Here is an 18,606-nt window from a genome sequence, read left to right as displayed (position 1 = left end):
AGCCGGAGCCATCCCGCCCGCAGCGCAAGGAGGCGCCCATGACCCCGCACGCCCATCCCGGCACCGCCGCCGGCCCGACGCCCGTCGACGTGTCGGCCGACGTGGCGGCCCTGTACACCGACGGCATCACCGCCCGGAAGGGCGCGTTCGCCCCCGAATGGGCCGACCTGGTCCGCGAGGACATCGAGCAGGCGTTCGCCGAGGCGCTGGCCCGCCCGGACGGCGCCGTGGGACGCGGCCCGAACCGCTACTACGTGGAGATCCACCCCGAGCAGCTCAGGGGCTTCGTCGAGCTGGTCGACCACCCCTGGGTACGGTCGCTGTGCACCGCGGTGCTCGGGCCGGACTACCGCATCGTGGAGCTGGGCTTCGACGTCCCGCTGGCCGGCGCCGTCGACCAGCCCTGGCACCGTGACTTCCCGATGCCCGAGGAGACCCGGCGCGAGCACCGGCTGACCTCCCTCGCCTTCAACGTCACCGGCGTGGACACCGAGGAGGACATGGGCCCCTTCGAGATCGCGCCGGGCACCCAGTGGGACGACGGCCCGGAGTTCGGGCACGGCATGTTCCCGCCGAAGTCGCACTACGGCCGGTACGAGGAGCTGGCCGTGCGCAAGTACCCGCGGCGCGGCGACATCTCCTGCCGCACCGCCCTGACCGTCCACCGCGGCACGCGCAACGAGTCCGCCAGGTCACGGCCCGTCCTGGTCCTCGGCGTCGACGGACCGGAGGCGGACAACGGCGACCGGCACGACGCCGCGGTCACCCGGGCCTTCTGGGAGTCGCTGCCGCAGCGCGTGCGCCGGCACCTGGACTGCCCCGTGGTGGACGCGCTGCGGCCCCTCACACAGAAACACACCATCGAGGGACTGGTGATGGGCGACGCCTGAGGCCGCCTTCGCCACGGCGGCCCGGGTACGGCCCCGGTTCCGGCGGCCGGTGCGCGGGCCGCGCCCCGGGGGCGGGACCGACCGGGGCCGCCGCGGGGTCCCGGCCTGCGCCTAGGCCGTGTCGTCAAATTCCCGCCTGCTCCGCGACGCCATGCACGCACTCTCGCCGCACCGGAGCCAGACCCGAGTACGTCCAGTACGAGGGTCAGGATCCGGCACTCCCCCAAGCTCTCCGAGCAGGGGGGACCCCCAGAGCACGCACCTGACGCCGCAGAGCGCGCCCTCCGGGCGGACGGCGGGAATTTGACGACACGGCCTAGGGTCTTTCGTTTGGGTCAGGCCGGATCAGGGAGCGGGGTCTGGTGATGGGGGCACCTCCCACGCCGTTCAGGCAGTGGGGGAGCATCGCAAGGCGGAGGAGGGCGTCATGGCGGAGCCATGGCAACCGACGACAACGCGGCGTGGGGGTCCCCCCTGCTCGAAGAGCTTGGGGGAGCGGTGCCAGACCCCGCGAGCCCGGCCTGGCCCGAACGAGAGGCCCTAGGATGGCGAGAGTGACGGCAAGAACCACTGACATCGAGACCGACATCGCCAAGGCGGCCGACGTGCTGCGCGCCGGCGGGCTCGTGGCCCTCCCCACCGAGACCGTCTACGGCCTGGGGGCGAACGCCGAGGACCCCGCGGCCGTCTCGCGCATTTTCCAGGTCAAGGGGCGTCCGCCCTCCCACCCGCTGATCGTCCACCTCGGCGGTGCCGAGCAGCTGGACGACTGGGTCGAGGAGGTGCCGGCCACGGCGCGGCTGCTGGCCGAACGCTTCTGGCCGGGCCCGCTCACGCTGGTCCTGCGGCGCGGCCGCCGGGTGCCCTTGGAGGCGACCGGCGGTCTGGAGACGGTGGCCGTGCGCGTGCCGGACCATCCCGTGGCCCTCGCGCTGCTGGCGGCCTTCGGCGGCGGCGTCACCGCCCCGTCCGCCAACCGCTTCGGCGCGGTCAGCCCCACCACCGCGGACGACGTCCGCGCGGAGCTGGGCGACGCCGTCGACTTCGTGCTGGACGGCGGCTCCTGCGAGGTCGGCGTCGAGTCGACCATCGTCGACGTCACCGGCGACACGCCGAGCATCCTGCGGCCCGGCGGGGTGACGCGCGAGGACCTCGAAGCGGCGCTGGGACACCCGCTCGCGGTCCCCGCGACCAGCACCGTCCGGGTGCCGGGCCAGCATCCCTCCCACTACGCGCCGCGCGCGCGGGTCGTCCTCGTCGCACCGGAGAAGGTCGTCCACGAGGCGGAACGGGCCCGGGAGCTGGGACACCGGGTGGGCGTCCTCCTCCCGCCCGGCCTCACCGAGGACGCGGTGCCGGCGCACGCCGTGGTGCCCGTCCCGGGCTCCCTGGCCGCCTACGCGCGCGGTCTGTACGGGCACCTGCGCGAACTCGACCAGCGGGGCTGCGACCTGATCGTCGCCTCGCTGCCGGAGGAGACGGGGCTGGGACTGGCCATCGCCAACCGGCTGCGCCGCGCGGCGGGCCCCCGGCCCACCGCGTGACCCGCACGACGAGGACGGGGCGGCGGCGAGGACCGACGGTCCTGCGCCGCGCCGGCGGGGTCGACGGCGCCGACATCCGCGTGGACGGCGCGCAGGACCATCCGAGCGCGGGCCGGTTCTTCCCGTAGGCAGGCAGCGGACAGGGAAGAGGCACGGACGCCGCAGGGCGCCCGTGCCTCGCTCACGCGCTCGCTTCCTCCGCTCGCGCGCCTACTTCACGACCGTGATCCGGTCGGCCGCCGGCGGCGCGATCGGGCTGCTCGCCGACGAGTTGGCCGTCAGGTAGTCGTTGAACGCCTTCAGGTCGTCCGCGCCGACCAGGGGGTTCTTCCCCTTGCCCAGCTCGGTGAAGCCGTCGCCGCCGCCCGCGAGGAAGGAGTTCATCGCGACGCGGTAGGTGGCGGCCGGGTCGATGGCCGCCCCGTTCAGCCGGACGGAGTCAGCGACCACGCGGGCCGCGCCCGACTTGGTGAGGTCCAGCGTGTAGGTCAGGCCCGCGGAGATCTGCAGGATCTTCGGCGAGGCCTCGTTCGGGCCGCTGACCTGCTGCTGGAGCGCGGTGATCAGCTGCGCTCCGGTGAGGTCCACCAGGTTCACCGTGTTGCTGAAGGGCTGGACGGTGAACGCCTCGCCGTACGTCACGACGCCGTCGCCCTCACCGCCGCTCGCCTTGTGGACCAGGTCGGAGCGGATGCCGCCGGGGTTCATCAGCGCCAGCACGGCCTTGGGATCGAGCGACCTGGCGTGCGCGAGCTGGGCGTCCGCGATCAGATCGCCGAGCGGGGACTCGGGAGTGGTCGCACCGCGTCCGTTGACGTCGCCGGAGATGTAGCCGACGGGCCGATTCGCCACCGGGGCGGCCAGCGCGTTCCAGCGGGAGATCAGCGCCGTCATGTCGGCGGCCTTCGGCTGGGTGCGGCTGACCACGTGGTTCGCGGACTTCACGCTGGTGCGGACGATGTCGCGGGTGCGGCGGTCGTAGGTCAGCGTGGTGTCGGTGTACAGCTTGCCGTACGAGGAGGCGGAGGTGACCATGCGCGGCCGGCCCGACGGGTCGGGGATCGTGCACACGTACGCCTGGTGCGTGTGGCCGGTGACCAGGGCGTCCACCTTGGGTGTGAGGTGCTTGGCGATGTCGACGATCGGCCCGGAGACGCCGTCGCCGGCGCCCGGGGAGTCGCAGTCGTAGTCGTACGACTGCGACGCGGGCTCGCCGCCCTCGTGGATGAGCGCGACGATCGACTTGACGCCCTGCTTGTCGAGGATGTTCGCGTACTTGTTCACGGTCTCCACCTCGTCCCGGAACTTCAGTCCCTTGACGCCCTCGGCGGTGACGATGTCCGGCGTGCCCTCCAGCGTGACGCCGATGAAGCCGATCTTCACGCCGTCGTGCTTCCACACCCAGTACGGCTCGAGGATCGGCCTGCCGGTCTTCTCGTCCGTCACATTGGCCGCGAGATAGGGGTAGTCGGCGCCCTTGAAGGTCCGGCCGGGCTGGTAGCAGCCGTCCTTGGGGTGGCAGCCGCCGTTCTGCATCCGGGCCAGTTCGCTCGCGCCCTCGTCGAACTCGTGGTTGCCGACGCTCGTCACGTCCAGGTCGAGCTTGTTCATCGCCTCGACGGTCGGCTCGTCGTGGAACAGGCCCGAGAGCAGGGGGCTCGCGCCGATCAGGTCGCCGGCCGCGGCCGTGACGCTGTACGGGTGGCCCTTGCGCGCGGTGCGCAGCGAGGTCGCGAGGTACTCGACGCCGCCCGCGTCGATCTTCTTCGTGGCGCCGTCCGGCTCGGTCTCGGTGACCTGCCCGGAGGAGCCGGCCGGCGGCTCCAGGTTCCCGTGGAAGTCGTTGAACGACAGCAGTTGGACGTCGACCGTGCGACCGCTGTGCCCGCTGTGCCCTCGATGGGCCGTCGGCGATCCGCTCGCGGGGGTGGCGGCGGCGGTCAGCGCACCGGCCGTGGCCAAAGCGGCGACGGCCCCGAGGAACCGGTGGGTGCGCCGTCTTGGCTTGGTCGGGTGGGTCATGAGTCTCCCTCTGTGGCTACGAGACGGTTGAAGCTGTGCGGAGCCTATGGTCAACGCGCGTAGCGTGAACAGGGGTTCGCGGATCACGAGCGGATTGCGCTCGGGCGCCGGACGGCGCGTCGCGCCGCCATGTCCCGCTGTGCGGACGTGGCTTGACGCGGCGCGTCTCCCGCTGGCAGCCTCCCTGGTCATGAGGCTGCCCACCGATCACCGACGTGCGTGCACCGCGCTCGTGGAGCGGCGGCACGTCGATCTGTGCCGGCAGTCCAGCGCTCTCTGTCGCTGAGCCCGCAGAGCCTTTCGCCCGCTGGGTGACCTCCGCCGGCCGGCACTCCGGGTCGTCCGGTGTGCCCTTGGCGGGCCAACTCCCCGCTCGCCCAGAGCTGTTCCACACCCTCTCCCGCATTCCCCGCGCGCACACGGCCCCTTGGCCGCCCGCGCCGTGAGGTGTGCGCGGTGGTGTCCCGTCCGCTGATCCGCGTCCCGTCACGAGGGCCGCCCGAACAAGGATGTCTCATGCCCGACATATCAGGTGTTTCCCGTCGCGCCTTCGGTGGCCTGGTGGGCGGCGGTGCGCTCACCGCCGTCGCCGGCCCCGCCGCGGCGGCGCAGTCCGCGGCCGCACGGGACGAGGCCGAGCGGCCCTTCCGGGCCAGGAGCGGGTACCGGCCCGGCCGGCGGCCCAACTTCCTGTTCATCCTCGGCGACGACATGGGCTGGGCCGACCTCTCCTGCTACGGCGCCCCGCACATCCGCACCCCGAACCTGGACCGGCTGGCCCGCCAGGGCGTGCGCTTCACCGACGCCTACTCCGGTTCGGCGACCTGCTCCCCCACCCGCTTCAGCCTCTACACGGGCCGCTACCCCGGCCGCACCAAGGGCGGTCTGGCCGAGCCCATCGGCAGCAGGACTCAGGGCCTTGACCCCCGCCACCCCACGGTGGCCTCGCTGTTGAAGCGGGCCGGCTACGCGACCGCGCTGATCGGCAAGTGGCACTGCGGCTGGCTCCCGGACTACAGCCCCACCAAGTCCGGCTGGGACGAGTTCTTCGGCAACTTCGGCGGCGCGCTGGAGTACTTCTCGAAACTCGGCCAGCTCGGCGACTACGACCTGTACGAGGGCGACACCACCTACCAGGACCTGCGCTACTACACCACCGTCCTGACCGAGCGGGCGGTGGAGTACGTGGGCCGCCGCCACGACCGGCCCTGGCTGCTGAACCTCAACTTCACCACCCCGCACTGGCCGTGGCTGACCGAGGACGACGAGGAGACGGCCGCCGGGATCGCCGCGGACATCCGCGCCGGGAACGTCCTCGGCGCCCTCATGCACACCGACGGCGGCTCGGTGGAGAAGTACAAGGAGATGGTGGAGAACCTGGACGCGTCGATCGGCGAGGTGCTCGCCGCGCTGCGCCGCTCCGGGCAGGAGGAGAACACCGTCGTCGTCTTCGCCAGCGACAACGGCGGCGAGCGCTTCTCCCACCAGTGGCCGCTCAGCGGCGGCAAGTCCGAGCTGCTGGAGGGCGGCATCCGGGTGCCGACTGTGCTGCGCTGGCCGGCCGCCGTCGACGGTCACCAGGTCAGTCGCACCCCCGTCTACTCCCCCGACTGGACCGCCACTCTGCTGGAGCTGGGCGGGGCCCGGCCGGCCCCGGCGTACCCGCTGGACGGGCACAGTCTGGCCGGTCATCTGCTGCGCGGGGAGGACGTCCCCGAGCGCGATCTGTTCTGGCGGGTGCGCGGCAACCGCGCGCTGCGGCGCGGCGACTGGAAGTACTACCAGGACGCCGACGGCAGGGACCACCTGTACGACCTCGCCGCGGACGCCCGTGAGCAGGCCGACCTCGCCGCCGACCGGCCCGCGCTGCTCGCCGAGCTGAAGGCGGCCTGGGAGCGGATCGACAGCTCACTCCTGCCGTACTCGGCGGCCTGAGCGGGCGGTCGCGGGGACGGGGCGCCGCCTGTGGCGTCCCGTCCCGGACAATGATCACATGGACATCCGACCCCCGCGTGTGAGCGAGCTGCCCCTTCTCCAGGACATCGAGAGGGCCGCCGGTCAGCGCTTCCACGACATCGGCATGCCGGAGATCGCCGAGGACGAGCCGCTCGCGCTGGACGAACTCGCCCGGTACCGGCGCGACGGTGCGGCCTGGGTGGCCGTCGACGTGGCCGACGTCCCGGTCGCCTACCTGATCGCCGACCGCGTGGACGGCGACTTCCATGTGGAGCAGGTCTCGGTGCACCCCGGCAGCGCGCGGCGCGGGGTGGGCAGGGCCCTGCTGGAGCATCTGGCCGACCACGCCAGGAGCCGGCAGGCCCCCGCCCTGACCCTCACCACGTTCGCCGACGTCCCGTGGAACGCCTCCTACTACACCCGCTGCGGCTTCCGGGTGCTGGCCGAGGACATGCTCACACCCGGTCTGCGGGAGATCCGTGCGCGCGAGGCGGCCCACGGCCTGGACCGGTGGCCGCGGGTGTGCATGCGCAGGGATCTGTGATGGGAGCCGCTGAAGCGGGCCAGGGTCAGCGCAGGCGGCAGATCGTGTGCGGGTCGGCTCCCTCGGGGCCGGGCGGCGCGGTGAGCGGCGCGTCGCTGCCGGCGGGCCGACCGCACACGTTCACCGACCGCACCTCGCCGCCGTCGTAGCTCACCCGCACGATCTCGTATCCGTGGCCGCGCTGGTCGGCGTAGGGCCGGCTGCCGGCGAAGCCGACCGTGCCGACCGGCAGGTTCGGGTTGGGGTGCCAGCGCAGATCGGCCCAGGTCTCCGCGGCGGTCTGCGGGACGTCCCCGTTGCGCGCGGCCCGGTACAGCACGGCCGTGGCGCTGTAGGACAGCACCGTCTGGCCGCTGGAGAACAGCCCGTCGGTCCAGGGCCGGGCGGGATCGGTGAGCGCCGTCCGCCGGGCTCCGGCCGGCAGCAGGTCCATCAGGACGCGGTGGGCGTCGATGTAGAAGCCGGTCGTCGCCGCGAGGTCCATGGGCGCGAGGGCGAAGTGGTAGAGGGTGACCTCGTCGGGGATGCGCAGGGCCTCGCCCTCCTCGTAGTTGCTCTTGGTGAGGTCGTCGCCGGTGAACACGGTGATGCCGCGGCCCGAACAGCCCGGCGTGGAGCCGAGTTGGGACATCAGGTTGGGCACGTCCTCGACCCGGCCGGCGAAGTAGAGGGCCTTCGGCACGGGCCGGCTGCCGCAGATGTAGCCGATGGGGGTGGTCAGTTCGGGTTCGCCCTCGCCGCTGAGCCGGTACGTCCGCGAGGGCGCCGGCGCGAAGCCCGCCTCGGCGAGCATCCGCTTGCCCACCCTGGCCTGTTCGGTGGTGTAGAAGTCCTTCTCGCTGCCGACCGACCGGGACAGCACGACGCCCTGGGCGCCCTTCTCGCGGGCGGCCAGCTGGCGGGCGACGACCTTCAGGGCGTTCGCCTCCTCCTCGTCGGTGGCGGCCAGCCCAAACCAGTTGGAGAGCCTGCGCGCGAGGTGGCTGCCGGAGTTGGTGGTGCTCACCACGGGCAGCCCGGCCCCCTTGAGGATGCGGGCGGCCTGCTCGGTCTCGGTGGTGTCGCGTCCCATGCCCACGACGCCGACGACGGAGCGGTCGCGGCGCGCCAGGTCCGCGATGTGCCGCGCCATGGGCAGCACGTGCAGCATGTTCTCGCCGGCGTTGGCGAGCAGGACCTTGATCTTGGTCGGCTGGTCGGTGCTGACGTTGGCGTAGTGCTGGTAGAGGTAGACCCCCGTGATCTCCTCCAGCCCCTTGCGGGTGTCGGCCTGCCGGGCGGCGGTGACCGGGCCGGCGTAGACGATCGTCACATGGGCCTCGTGCGGCCCGATGGCCGCGTTCTCGGCCCTGATCGCCCGCTCCACCGCGTCGAACGTGACGCCCTTGCCGGCGCCGGACAGGCTCAGCGTGTTGCCCTGGGCGAGCCGGACGTTCCCGGTGGCGACGCCGACGCATTCGCCGTCGTAGCGGCCGGAGTCGGTGTTGGAGCCGAGCAGCCGGCCCTCGCAGTAGCGTCCGGCGAGGTACCGGTTGCCGAGGAAGCCCGCGGCCAGGCCGAGGGCGAGGACCACGGCGAGGCAGGGCCGGGACCACAGGACCCAGGCGGGCGTCCGGCGGATGCGGTCGGTGGAGTGCTGCGCGGAGTGCCGGTGGCGCAGCTCGTCGGCGGGCATCGGGATGTACAGGATCCACGGCAGGGTGGCGGCCCGGCCCGGGGACTGGCCGGCGTTGAGGTTGGTCACCCAGCGCTGGTACCGGGCGTCCGCCCCGTACGCCCCCTCCTCGTCGTCGGCGTCGGGGCGGTGCGGCGCGGTGCCGGGCTCCGGGTCGGCGGGGACCTGCGGCCGCAGGCGTTCGGCCGCCGGGACCGCGGCCAGCACGAGCAGGGGGTCGACCTCGCTGCGCCGGCTGCGGACGTCGCTGAGGGTGCGCAGCAGGAGCAGGCCGCCGTCCTCCTCGGTGGCCCGGGGCAGGTACACCACGGGCGGCACGGTGCGCTTGCGGCGGCGCAGGTCGAGGGCGCGCGGGCGGAAGTTCTCGCGCAGGTCCTCCAGCAGCGCCAGCACCCGCAGTTCGAGGTGGAACTGACGTGCCGTCGCATCGCCGGCCTGTGCGGCGACCACCTGCTGGGCGACGGCGAAGGCGCGTCCGCGGATGGTCTCCCAGGACTTCGCGGGCCGCCAGCGCGACCAGTCGGCGGCTGCGGGCCGGTCGCTGAGCGGGGCCAGGAAGGTGGTGGTCGCGAACCAGCGGGTGGCCCGGCGCAGCCACAGCAGCGGCGGCGCGCTGCGCGCGAGCAGGTGCACCAGGCCGAACACCGTCAGCGCCAGGGCGCCGCCCCACACGGCCGTGCGCCAACCGCCCTCGCCCAGCAGCACGCTGAGGCAGGCGATGAACATCGCCCCCACGAACCCGGAGGGGTTGACGACCGCGCCGACGGTGTCAGCGAGCGCCGGGGCGCGGCGCCGGCCCTCCTCGCCGTCGGGGCCGCCGCCGGGCCGCCAGCGCAGTTCGGCCAGCCGGCGCATCAGGCGCTCGCGGCGCTCCGCGGCCGTCCACACCGTCGTCACCTCGGCGCCGACCTCGGGCGCGGCCTGCTCGATGGCCCGCAGCAGGCGCGAGCGCGGGAAGCTGAAGGGTTTGTACTGCGACTGCCGTGCGTTGTCCCAGGAGTGCTCGCACAGTTGGCGCACCATGTCGACGGCCGAGGAGTACGGGTCCGGGCCGCCCCCGCCGTCGAGCCGCTTGGCGATCAGCCCGCGCGGCTGCTGGCTCTGGCGGACGAACTCCACGACCTGGGCGACCCGCCGGTCCAGGGCGCCGGTGTCGTCCTCCTCGGTGGCCTGGAGCACCACCAGCGGGGTCACCGGGGGGTTCGCCCGGAAACCGTCGATGAGCCGTCTCATCAGCGCGAAGACCGCGTCGGCGGCCTCCACTCCGGCACTGCCGGTCCAGACCCGTCTTCCCATGTGCTCCGCCCCCGTCGCATCCGCCTGATCGAACATCGAGTTCGATGGGGATACCCGGACCGGGCCGCCGCTGCACCCCGTGAGCCCTGTGAATGTCGGGGCCTGCGGGAACCGGGCCCGGACGCCGGCGGTCCGATTCGCGTCGTATGCCGGGGTGTTTGCTACGGCGACATGTCGGCCTTGTGGCAGCCCCCGGCGAGACCTGGCGCCGTCTCACAGTGCGGACCAGGATGGCGATCACACCCCCCACGTGTCTCCGATCCGTATCCGCAGAAGGCCTCCCCCACATGTATCCGCCCTCACCTCCCGGCGCTCTCCGTGCGCACCGCCCCATCTGTGCGGTGAGGAGGTGCCGCACATGGTGCGCCATGTGATCCGCAAGGCGGCCGGCTGGCTCCTGATGATCGCCGTGGCGACCAACGCCACGTACTTCCTGGCCAGTTGGCTGCTCGATCCGCGCTCCAACTACCGGGAGCTGCGGCCGGTGCGCAGCGAGGAGCAGATCGACCGGGCGCTCGCGCCGTACAACCTGGACCCCCGCGAGCCGCTGGTGCACCGCTGGTGGGACTGGTTCACCTCGGTGACCCTGCACTTCGACTGGGGCAAGTCCCCGACCGGTGTCTCCGTCAACGGCGAGGTGGGCTACCGGGCCCTGGTCAGCGCCGAGTTGGTGATCCTGGCGACGGTCCTGTCCGTGGTGATCGGCGTCGCGCTCGGCGTCTACACCGCCGCCCGCCAGTACGGCTGGGCCGACCGGATCTCGCAGGCCGTGTCCGTCGTGGTCTTCAACATCCCGGCCTCGGTCGCCGCGCTCGTCGTGGTGTTCGTCGCCATCTGGCTGAACCAGCACGCCGGGATGCACTTCCTCTACGTCGCCGGGGAGAACTCGCCCGACGTCGAGGGTCTGCTGCCCACGATCGGCGACCGGCTGCTGCATCTGATCCCGCCGACCGCGTCGCTGACGCTGATGGGCTACGTGGGCTACCACCTCACCCAGCGCTCGCTGCTGCTCGACACGCTGGGCGCCGACTTCGTGCGCACCGCGCAGGCCACCGGGCTCACCCGGGCGCAGGCGATCCGCCGGCACGCGCTGCGGACCGCGCTCATCCCGACGGCGGCCTCCGTGGCGTTCAGCGTCCCGGCCGTGTTCACCGGCGCGGTGATCACCGAGACGGTGTTCGGCTGGAACGGGATGGGCCGCTACTTCGTGCAGACCATCGGCAAGAACGACGTGCACGGCGCGGTCGCCACGGCCGCCTTCGCGGCGGCCCTGACCGCGGTCGGCGCGATCCTCGCGGACATCGCCACGGTCTTCCTCGATCCGAGAGTGCGGGTGAGCTGACGTGAGCAGCGACGCGACCACCGACGTCCCCGCCGGCTCAGCCGGCCGCCCGGACGCGGAGCCGCCGCACCCGGCGCCCTCCGCCGGCCCGGCGGCAAAGCCGCGGACGGCCCGCCCCGCCGATCCGACCGCGGAGCCGCACGCGGCGGACCCCGCCCGCCCGGACACGCTGCCGCCGCACGCGGCGGACCCCGCCCCCGCGCACGCCCACCTCGGCCTCGGCCGGCTCTATCTGCGGCGCTTCTCGCGCAACCGCCTCGCCGTCGCCGGTGCGGTGATCTTCGCGCTGCTGGTGCTGTTCGCGGCCTTCGGCGGCCGGCTCACCGACCACGCCTACACCGACGCCGACTTCGCCGCGCTCACCCAACCGCCGAGTGGCGTGCACTGGTTCGGCACCAACCAGGGCGGCAACGACGTCTACGCCTGCGCCGTGCACGGCCTGCAGCGCTCGCTGACGATCGCGGTCAGCGTGTCGGTGCTGACGATCGTCCTCGCCGCGGTGATCGGCTCCGGCGCCGCCTACTTCGGCGGCCGGACCGAGCGGGCGACCCTCGCGGTGATCCACTTCCTGCTGATCGTGCCCTCGTTCCTCATCCTCGCCCTGGTCTCGCACCGGCTGGCCGGCGACTGGCGGGTGCTGATCGTGGTGCTCACCGTGTTCGGCTGGATGTCCACGGCGCGGGTGATCTGGTCGGTGTCGACCTCGCTGCGCGAGCGGGACTACGTGAAGGCCGCCGAGTTCATGGGGGTGGGCCCGCTGCGCATCATCCTGCGCCACATCATCCCCAACCTCGGCTCGCTGCTGATCGTCAACCTGACGCTCGGCGTCGTGGCGACCGTCCTCAGCGAAACCGCCCTGTCTTTCCTCGGATTCGGCGTCCAGACCCCGGACGTCTCGCTCGGCACCATGCTCGCCGACGGCGCGACCACCGTCACCAGCGCCCCCTGGCTCTTCGCGTTCCCGGCGGGGCTGCTCGTCCTGCTCACCGTGTCGATGACCCTCATCGGCGACGGCCTGCGCGACGCCCTCGACCCCACCTCGGCGACCGGCTCGGCAGGAGGCCGACGATGACCCTCGCGACCCCGCAGCTCGACCCCGCGTCCCACGAGGGCGCCCGGCCCGTCCTGTCCGTACGGGACCTCAGGGTCACCTTCCCCTCCGAGGCCGGCCCCGTCCAGGCGGTGCGCGGCGTCGGCTTCGACCTCATGCCCGGCCGCACCCTGTGCGTCGTCGGCGAGTCCGGCTCGGGCAAGTCCGCCACCGCCATGGGAATCATGGGCCTGCTGCCGCCCTCCGCCGGACTGAGCGGCCGGGTGCTGCTGGAGGGGCAGGACCTCGTCGGCCTCGACGACCGGGCGCTGTCGAGGATACGCGGCAGGTCCATCGGCATGGTCTTCCAGGACCCGCTGTCCGCCCTCACCCCGATCTACTCGGTGGGCAGGCTGCTCTCCGACGCGCTGCGCGTCCACCAGGACCTGACCAGGCGGGCGGCCTGGGAGCAGGCCGTGCAGCTGCTCGACCTCGTCGGCATCCCCGACCCACGCGGCCGGGCCGCCGCCTTCCCGCACGAGTTCTCCGGCGGCATGCGCCAGCGCGTGGTGATCGCCCTGGCCATCGCCAACCGGCCCGCCGTGCTGGTGGCCGACGAACCGACCACCGCGCTCGACGTCACCGTGCAGGCCCAGATCCTCGACGTGCTCAGACTCGCCCAGCGCGAGACCGGCGCCGGACTCGTCCTCATCACGCACGACCTCGGGGTCGTCGCGGGCCACGCGGACGACGTCGCCGTCATGTACGCGGGCCGGTTCGTGGAGCACGCGGACGTCACCGAGCTGTTCCGCCGGCCGGCGATGCCGTACACCGCGCGGCTGCTGGCCGCCGTGCCGACCGTGGACGGCGGCACGCGCCGCCCCCTCGTCCCGATCGGCGGGGAGCCGCCCGCCCTGGTGGACCTGCCCGGCGGCTGTCCCTTCGCGCCGCGCTGCGCGGTCGCCCTCGACGCCTGCCGCACGGCCGAGCCGGAGCTTCGTCAGGTCCCCGGGCACGGCGAGGTGGCCTGCCTGCGCGCCACCGAGATCGCCGACGGCTCCCTCGACCCCAAGCGCGACGCCGCGCCCGTCGAACCGCGCTCGCCCGAGGGGCGGGCGGCGGCCGGTGAGGTGGTGCTGCGGGTCGAGGACCTCGTCAAGACGTTCCCGATCACCAAGGGCGCGGTCCTCAAGCGCCGCATCGGCACGCTGCACGCCGTGGGCGGGGTCGGGTTCGAGCTGCGCGCCGGTGAGACGCTCGCTCTGGTGGGCGAGTCCGGCAGCGGCAAGACCACCACACTGCTGGAGATCCTCCGGCTCGCCCGGCCCGAGGGCGGCCGGATCGAGATCGCCGGCACCGACGTCGGCACGCTCGACTCCGCGGCCGCCGTACGGCGGTTGCGGCGGGACGTGCAGATCGTGATGCAGGACCCGCTGGGGGCGCTGGACCCGCGGATGCCCGTCTTCCACTCGCTGGCCGAACCGCTGCGGGCGATCGGCCGCGACCGCGCGGCGGTCCGCACCCGGGTCGGCGAACTCCTCGCCCTGGTCGGCCTGGACGCCGCGATCGGCGACCGCTTCCCGGCCGCGCTCTCCGGGGGCCAGCGCCAACGCGTCGGCATCGCCCGGGCGTTGGCCACGGAGCCGAAGCTGCTCGCGCTGGACGAGCCGCTGTCGGCCCTGGACGTCTCGGTGCAGGCCGGGGTGATCAACCTGCTGACCCGGCTCAAACGGGAACTCGGCCTCGCCTACCTCGTCGTCGCCCACGACCTGGCCGTGGTCCGCTACGTCTCCGACCGCATCGCGGTGATGTACCTCGGGCACATCGTGGAGACCGGGGACACCGAGGCGATCTTCGCCGACCCCCGGCATCCGTACACCCGGGCGCTGCTGTCGGCCATCCCGATCCCCGACCCCGGGCGCGAACGCACCCGCGAACGCGTCGTGCTGACGGGCGAACCGCCCAACGCCGCGCGCCCGCCCGAGGGTTGCGTCTTCGTGGACCGCTGCCCGCTGTACCGCGAGGCCGGCGAGGAACTGAAGCGCCGCTGCCGCACCGAGCGTCCCGCACAGACCGCGGTACCCGGCAGCCCCGGCCACCGCTACGCCTGTCACGCCGTCTGACCGCACCGGCACACACCGGCCCCGGCACCCGGGGCCGCTCCCCCGTGCCCGCACGCGCGCCCGCACCCGCGGCGCCGTGCCGTGTGCCCGCGCCCGATCCGCCCACCCGAAAGGAATCCCGTCATGCGCACACGACTGGCCCTGCCCGTCGCCCTGATCGCCGCCGTCTCCGTCACCGCCACCGCGTGCCAGTCCTCGTCCGGCACCGGCTCGGCGCACTCGGGCGCCGGGAAGGCGCCTTCGGCCGCGCCGTCCGCCGCCGACTACAACCCGACGCCCTACGACCGGGTCAGGGACGGCGGCACGTACACCACGGTCGGCACCTTCGACGACCAGGGCAACCCCTTCAACGTGAACTCCACGCTGACCGCCAGCCGGATCTGGTCCTGGTACAACGCCGACGCCATCACCTACTCGCCCACCGGCGAAGTGCAGTACAACCCCGACTACTTCAGCGATGTGAAGGTCTCCGTCGAGGGCGGGAACCAGAAGGTCGTCCTCACCGTCAACCCGAAGGCGGTCTTCAACGACGGCACCCCCATCGACTGGACCGCGATCAAGGCCACCTGGCAGGCGAACAACGGCTCCGACAAGGCCTTCGCCGCCTCCTCCACGGACGGCTACGCCCAGATCACCTCGGTCACCAAGGGCGCGGACGCCAAGCAGGCCGTCCTCACCTTCAAGGGCGTCAACCCCGCCTGGTCCGCCCTGTTCACCACCTTCCTGCACCCCAAGGCCGCCACGGTCGCCCACTTCAACAACGCCTACGTCAAGAAGGCCCACCCGGAGTGGGGCGCGGGACCGTACACCGTCGGCAAGTGGGACGCCCACTCGGGCGACATCACCTTCGTCCGCAACCCGAAGTGGTGGGGCAAGAAGGGCAAACTCGACAAGCGGGTCTACGTCAACCTGGAGACGACCGCGGCGGTCAACGCCTTCAAGAACGGGCAGCTCGACTACGTCTCCGCCGTCGACGCCGAGAGCCTGAAGCAGATCAAGGGACTGAAGGGCACGGAGATCCGGAGCGGCGGCAGCCCCTTCGAGTACTCGCTGTACTTCAACACCAGATCCTCCGTCCTCGCCGACAAGGCCGTGCGCAAGGCGATCGAGGAGAGCGTCGACCGCGCGCAGATCGCCAAGATCCAGTTCCAGGGCCTGGACTACTCGGAGCCGCTGCCCGGTTCGGCCATCCTCTACAGCTTCCAGAAGGGCTACCAGGACAACGTCGCGGCCGTGCTGAAGTACGCCCCGGAGGAGGCGAAGAAGGCGCTCGACGCGGCCGGCTGGAAGCCCGGCGGCGACGGCATCCGGGTCAAGAACGGCCAGAAGCTCGCCCTCGACTATCCGCTGCTCGGCGACGACCCGCTGGGCAAGGCCACCGCCGGGGCGATCGCGGCCATGCTGAAGTCGGTGGGCGTGCGCCTGGACGTACGGAAGGCCGAGGAGGCGGACTTCTCCCGCATCCTCAGCGACCGCAAGTTCGATCTGTTCCTGTCGGGCAACCGCTCGATGGACCCGTTCGGCGCGCGCTACCTGTGCGACTTCTACTGCTCCGACCGCGACTCCAACCTCACCGGCGCCGGAACGCCCGCGCTGGACGAGCAGATCCGCGCCGTCTCCCGGATCGGCGACCTGACCGAGCAGACCCGCAAGGCCAACGAGGTGGAGCGCGAGGCCCTCCAGGAGTACGCCTTCCTCCCCCTGTTCAGCGGCCCCTCCACCTACGGCGTGAAGAAGGGCCTCGCCAACGTCGGCGCGACCATCTTCTACAACCCGCTCCCGGAGACGGTCGGCTGGGAGAAGTGACGGCTTCCGCCGGGCGGACGCCGCCCGGCGGATCGCACGGTCGCCCACGCCGTGCCGTGCCGACCGGCGGTGGCCGCCCAGGAGTCGTGTGCCCGGTCAGTGCTGCGAGGCGATGATCAGGATGACGACGAGGATGCCCAGGGCGAGCAGGCAGCCGCCGCCACCGCCGGACGATCCCTTGCGGAACTCGACCATCCCGCCGGGGACGACGGCCGGGTGGTTGTGGCGGTAGTGCTTCTCGATCGCCTTCTCCCCCTCGGACTCGCTCCCCCAGGAGGTGCGGTGCCCGCACTCGCCGCACCGGTACCGGTAGCTGTCGGCCATGACTGTCTCCTTCTGTGTCCGTCTGTGTCCGTCGGTCGTTTTGCGTTCGTCGTGTGTTCGGTGGGTGTTCGGCGTGTGTTCGGTGGGCCGGGCGGCAGCCGGTCGAGGGACCGTGCGTCAGTCGTCGTTCCGCCCGGCGCCCGCCAGGTGTTCGGTGAGGGCCTGGAAGACGCAGAGGTTCGGGATCCCGGACGCGGCGGTGGCCCACACCTGCCAGCGGCCGTCGGCGCGGACGGCGACGAAACCGCCCCGGACCTCGATCCGCTGGACCTGGGTCCAGCGCAGGGACGTCCGGGCGGAGCCGACGGCGTCCGCGGTGACCCACAGGGGGCCGAAGGCCAGCCGTGCGCCCTGCCGCAGCGCGGCCAGCGCCCGCGGGGCCTGCGCGGCGACGACGGCCCGGCAGATCCCGGGCCACCACTCGTGCGGGCGGCCGAAGCCGCCGCAGCGCAGCACGACCCGCGCGCCGTGGACGTCCACCAGCACGAGGGCGCCGGTGAGGCCGCGCGAGGTGAGCACCGTGCGCCGGCGCACCACCGTCGCGTCGAAGCGGACGGCGTGGATCCGTCGGCCGACGGCGGCCGTCAGTCCGTGCTCGTACAGGTCCAGCCGGGCGCCCGGGCTCATGGCGGCCCCGGGCTCGGCCCACAGCAGGCGCCGCACCCGCGCGGTGGCCGTCCACCGCCCCGGCTCGGTGGGTGGCGCCCGGTAGGTGACGCGCCGTCTGCCCAGCCGGGCCAGGCCGGCGGTCGCGGAGATCCGCGCCAACAGCAGTTCCTCGGCGCGCTCGCGGTCGTCCGCCGCCCCGTTCACGCCGCACCGGCCCTGCCCCGGCCGGGGCCGGTGTCCTCCCCGAGCAGGGCCGCCCGCCGAGCCCGTACGAGCAGGGCGCCGGGATCGACGCCGAGGTCGTCGGCCAGGCGCCGGGCGATGCGGTCGAAGACCGCCAGGGCCTCGGCCCGCCGGCCGTCCCGCCGCAGCGCGTGCATCAGCAGCGCGGCGACCGGTTCGTTCAGCGGCTCCTCCAGCGCCAGGGCGGACAGCCCGGTGATCGCCTCGATGCGCCGGCCCAGCCGCAGCTGCCAGTCCGCCTTCCGCTGTGCCAGGGCGACCCTGCGCTGTGCGAGCCGCAGCCGCTCCGACTCGGCCAACGGCCCGGGCAGTCCGGCCAGCGGCTCGCCGCGGAACAGCTCCAGCGCCCGGTCGCACAGCCGTACGGCCCCCGGCAGGTCGCCGGCGCGTTCGGCCGCCTCGGCCCGGGTGACGAGGTCGTCCATGCACAGGGCGTCCACCTCGGCGATGCCCTGGACCAGTCCGTACCCGTACCGGTCGCGCCGGATCACCGAGTCCGGGCGGTCCCCGAGCCGCAGGATCTTGCGCAGCCGGTACACGTAGACCGGCACGACGTTGCCGTCCGGCATCTCCCTGCCCCAGACGTCCTCCAGCAGCCGTCCCCGGCTGACGGAACGGCTCGGGCTCAGGGCCAGCGCCGCCAGCACGGCCTGCTGCCGCACGGGGCCGACGTCCACGGGCCGGCCCGCGAGCGTCGTGCGCAGCGGGCCGAGCACCGACACCCGCAGCCAGGGGCCGGACGCGGCGCCGGTGCGGCGGGCGGCGGTGTTCCCCGGTACCGGCCGGCGCGGCCCCTGGCCCGGCACGACCAGACCGCAGTCGAAGGCGTGCACGATGGCGGCGGCCCGGTCGCGCAGCCCCAGCTTCCCGAGCACGCGGCCGAGCCGTTCGGCCACCACCTCCTCGGGCAGGACCAGGGCGGCGGCGATCTCGGCGTCCCCCAGGCCGCAGCCGAGCGCGTAGAGCACTTCGCGTTCCTCGGCCGTGAGATGCGTGACGCCCCGGTCGCACCGGCCCGCGGTCGTCGTCGGCATGGCCACTCCCCGTTTCTCCGGACCGGTCGATCCGCTCGCCCCGGTCGTTCACGTCGATGTGGTCGAGGCTGGCCGTCGTGCAGGAAATGTGGACAGAGCATTCAACCGGTCATATGTGACCGGTGCCCGCGCTAGAGTCCCGACCTGCGGAAACGGACAACTCAAGGG

At 73.1% G+C, this 18,606-nt stretch carries 14 protein-coding genes; 9 read left to right on the top strand and 5 right to left on the bottom strand.

Annotation, left to right across the window (positions count from 1 at the left end; translation table 11 throughout):
- Positions 1 to 38: 38 nt before the first annotated feature.
- Both K7787_RS01275 and K7787_RS01270 read left to right on the top strand, forming a co-directional pair.
- On the top strand, positions 39 to 890 hold the full coding sequence (locus tag K7787_RS01275; protein WP_223000170.1) for a phytanoyl-CoA dioxygenase family protein: 852 nt from the start codon (positions 39 to 41) through the stop codon (positions 888 to 890).
- A gap of 545 nt (positions 891 to 1,435) precedes the next feature.
- Positions 1,436 to 2,434, top strand: coding sequence for an L-threonylcarbamoyladenylate synthase (locus K7787_RS01270; protein WP_223000169.1), 999 nt, complete (start codon positions 1,436 to 1,438; stop codon positions 2,432 to 2,434).
- A 210-nt stretch (positions 2,435 to 2,644) separates the two neighbouring features.
- Here K7787_RS01270 and K7787_RS01265 read toward each other — a convergent pair whose 3' ends face one another.
- Positions 2,645 to 4,456 (bottom strand): bifunctional metallophosphatase/5'-nucleotidase, encoded by a 1,812-nt coding sequence (locus K7787_RS01265; protein ID WP_223000168.1) that lies wholly within the window; start codon positions 4,454 to 4,456, stop codon positions 2,645 to 2,647.
- 46 nt (positions 4,457 to 4,502) lie between these two features.
- On the opposite strand from K7787_RS01265, the gene K7787_RS32370 reads away from it, so the two are divergent.
- The 3 genes from K7787_RS32370 (at position 4,503) to K7787_RS01255 (ending at position 6,956) form a co-directional block, all read left to right on the top strand.
- The gene (locus K7787_RS32370; protein WP_372456589.1) at positions 4,503 to 4,742 is read left to right on the top strand and encodes a putative leader peptide; all 240 of its coding nucleotides are present in this window, start codon (positions 4,503 to 4,505) and stop codon (positions 4,740 to 4,742) included.
- Positions 4,743 to 4,972: 230 nt separating this feature from the next.
- A complete protein-coding gene (locus K7787_RS01260) occupies positions 4,973 to 6,391 on the top strand; it encodes a sulfatase family protein (RefSeq protein ID WP_223000167.1) in 1,419 nt (472 codons plus the stop codon).
- Between the two features lie 58 nt (positions 6,392 to 6,449).
- Positions 6,450 to 6,956 carry a GNAT family N-acetyltransferase gene (locus K7787_RS01255; RefSeq protein ID WP_223000166.1) on the top strand — a complete coding sequence of 169 codons (507 nt, stop codon included), beginning with the start codon at positions 6,450 to 6,452 and terminating at the stop codon, positions 6,954 to 6,956.
- A 25-nt stretch (positions 6,957 to 6,981) separates the two neighbouring features.
- Here K7787_RS01255 and K7787_RS01250 read toward each other — a convergent pair whose 3' ends face one another.
- Positions 6,982 to 9,927: a type 1 periplasmic-binding domain-containing protein gene (locus K7787_RS01250; protein ID WP_223000165.1), complete on the bottom strand. Its 2,946-nt coding sequence runs from the start codon at positions 9,925 to 9,927 to the stop codon at positions 6,982 to 6,984.
- A 358-nt stretch (positions 9,928 to 10,285) separates the two neighbouring features.
- Between K7787_RS01250 and K7787_RS01245 the strand changes: the two genes are divergently transcribed.
- The 4 genes from K7787_RS01245 to K7787_RS01230 all read left to right on the top strand — a co-directional run bounded on the left by K7787_RS01245 (position 10,286) and on the right by K7787_RS01230 (position 16,228).
- Positions 10,286 to 11,269 (top strand): ABC transporter permease, encoded by a 984-nt coding sequence (locus tag K7787_RS01245; protein WP_223000164.1) that lies wholly within the window; start codon positions 10,286 to 10,288, stop codon positions 11,267 to 11,269.
- A 169-nt stretch (positions 11,270 to 11,438) separates the two neighbouring features.
- The gene (locus K7787_RS01240; RefSeq protein WP_223000306.1) at positions 11,439 to 12,341 is read left to right on the top strand and encodes an ABC transporter permease; all 903 of its coding nucleotides are present in this window, start codon (positions 11,439 to 11,441) and stop codon (positions 12,339 to 12,341) included.
- The gene (locus tag K7787_RS01235; RefSeq protein WP_223000163.1) at positions 12,338 to 14,422 is read left to right on the top strand and encodes a dipeptide ABC transporter ATP-binding protein; all 2,085 of its coding nucleotides are present in this window, start codon (positions 12,338 to 12,340) and stop codon (positions 14,420 to 14,422) included. Before K7787_RS01240 ends, K7787_RS01235 begins: the two co-directional genes overlap by 4 nt.
- A 123-nt stretch (positions 14,423 to 14,545) precedes the next feature.
- Complete coding sequence (locus tag K7787_RS01230; protein WP_223000162.1) at positions 14,546 to 16,228, top strand: ABC transporter family substrate-binding protein; 1,683 nt, start codon at positions 14,546 to 14,548, stop codon at positions 16,226 to 16,228.
- A gap of 96 nt (positions 16,229 to 16,324) precedes the next feature.
- Here K7787_RS01230 and K7787_RS01225 read toward each other — a convergent pair whose 3' ends face one another.
- The 3 genes from K7787_RS01225 to K7787_RS01215 form a co-directional block, all read right to left on the bottom strand.
- Positions 16,325 to 16,552, bottom strand: coding sequence for a hypothetical protein (locus K7787_RS01225; protein ID WP_019981145.1), 228 nt, complete (start codon positions 16,550 to 16,552; stop codon positions 16,325 to 16,327).
- Between the two features lie 117 nt (positions 16,553 to 16,669).
- The gene (locus tag K7787_RS01220) at positions 16,670 to 17,365 is read right to left on the bottom strand and encodes a DUF6585 family protein (protein ID WP_223000161.1); all 696 of its coding nucleotides are present in this window, start codon (positions 17,363 to 17,365) and stop codon (positions 16,670 to 16,672) included.
- Complete coding sequence (locus tag K7787_RS01215) at positions 17,362 to 18,438, bottom strand: AfsR/SARP family transcriptional regulator (protein WP_223000160.1); 1,077 nt, start codon at positions 18,436 to 18,438, stop codon at positions 17,362 to 17,364. Before K7787_RS01215 ends, K7787_RS01220 begins: the two co-directional genes overlap by 4 nt.
- Between the last annotated feature and the right edge of the window lie 168 nt (positions 18,439 to 18,606).

The sequence above is a fragment of the Streptomyces sennicomposti genome, from assembly GCF_019890635.1.
GTDB lineage: Bacteria > Actinomycetota > Actinomycetes > Streptomycetales > Streptomycetaceae > Streptomyces > Streptomyces sennicomposti.
This window is presented reverse-complemented; position numbering and strand designations above follow the sequence as displayed.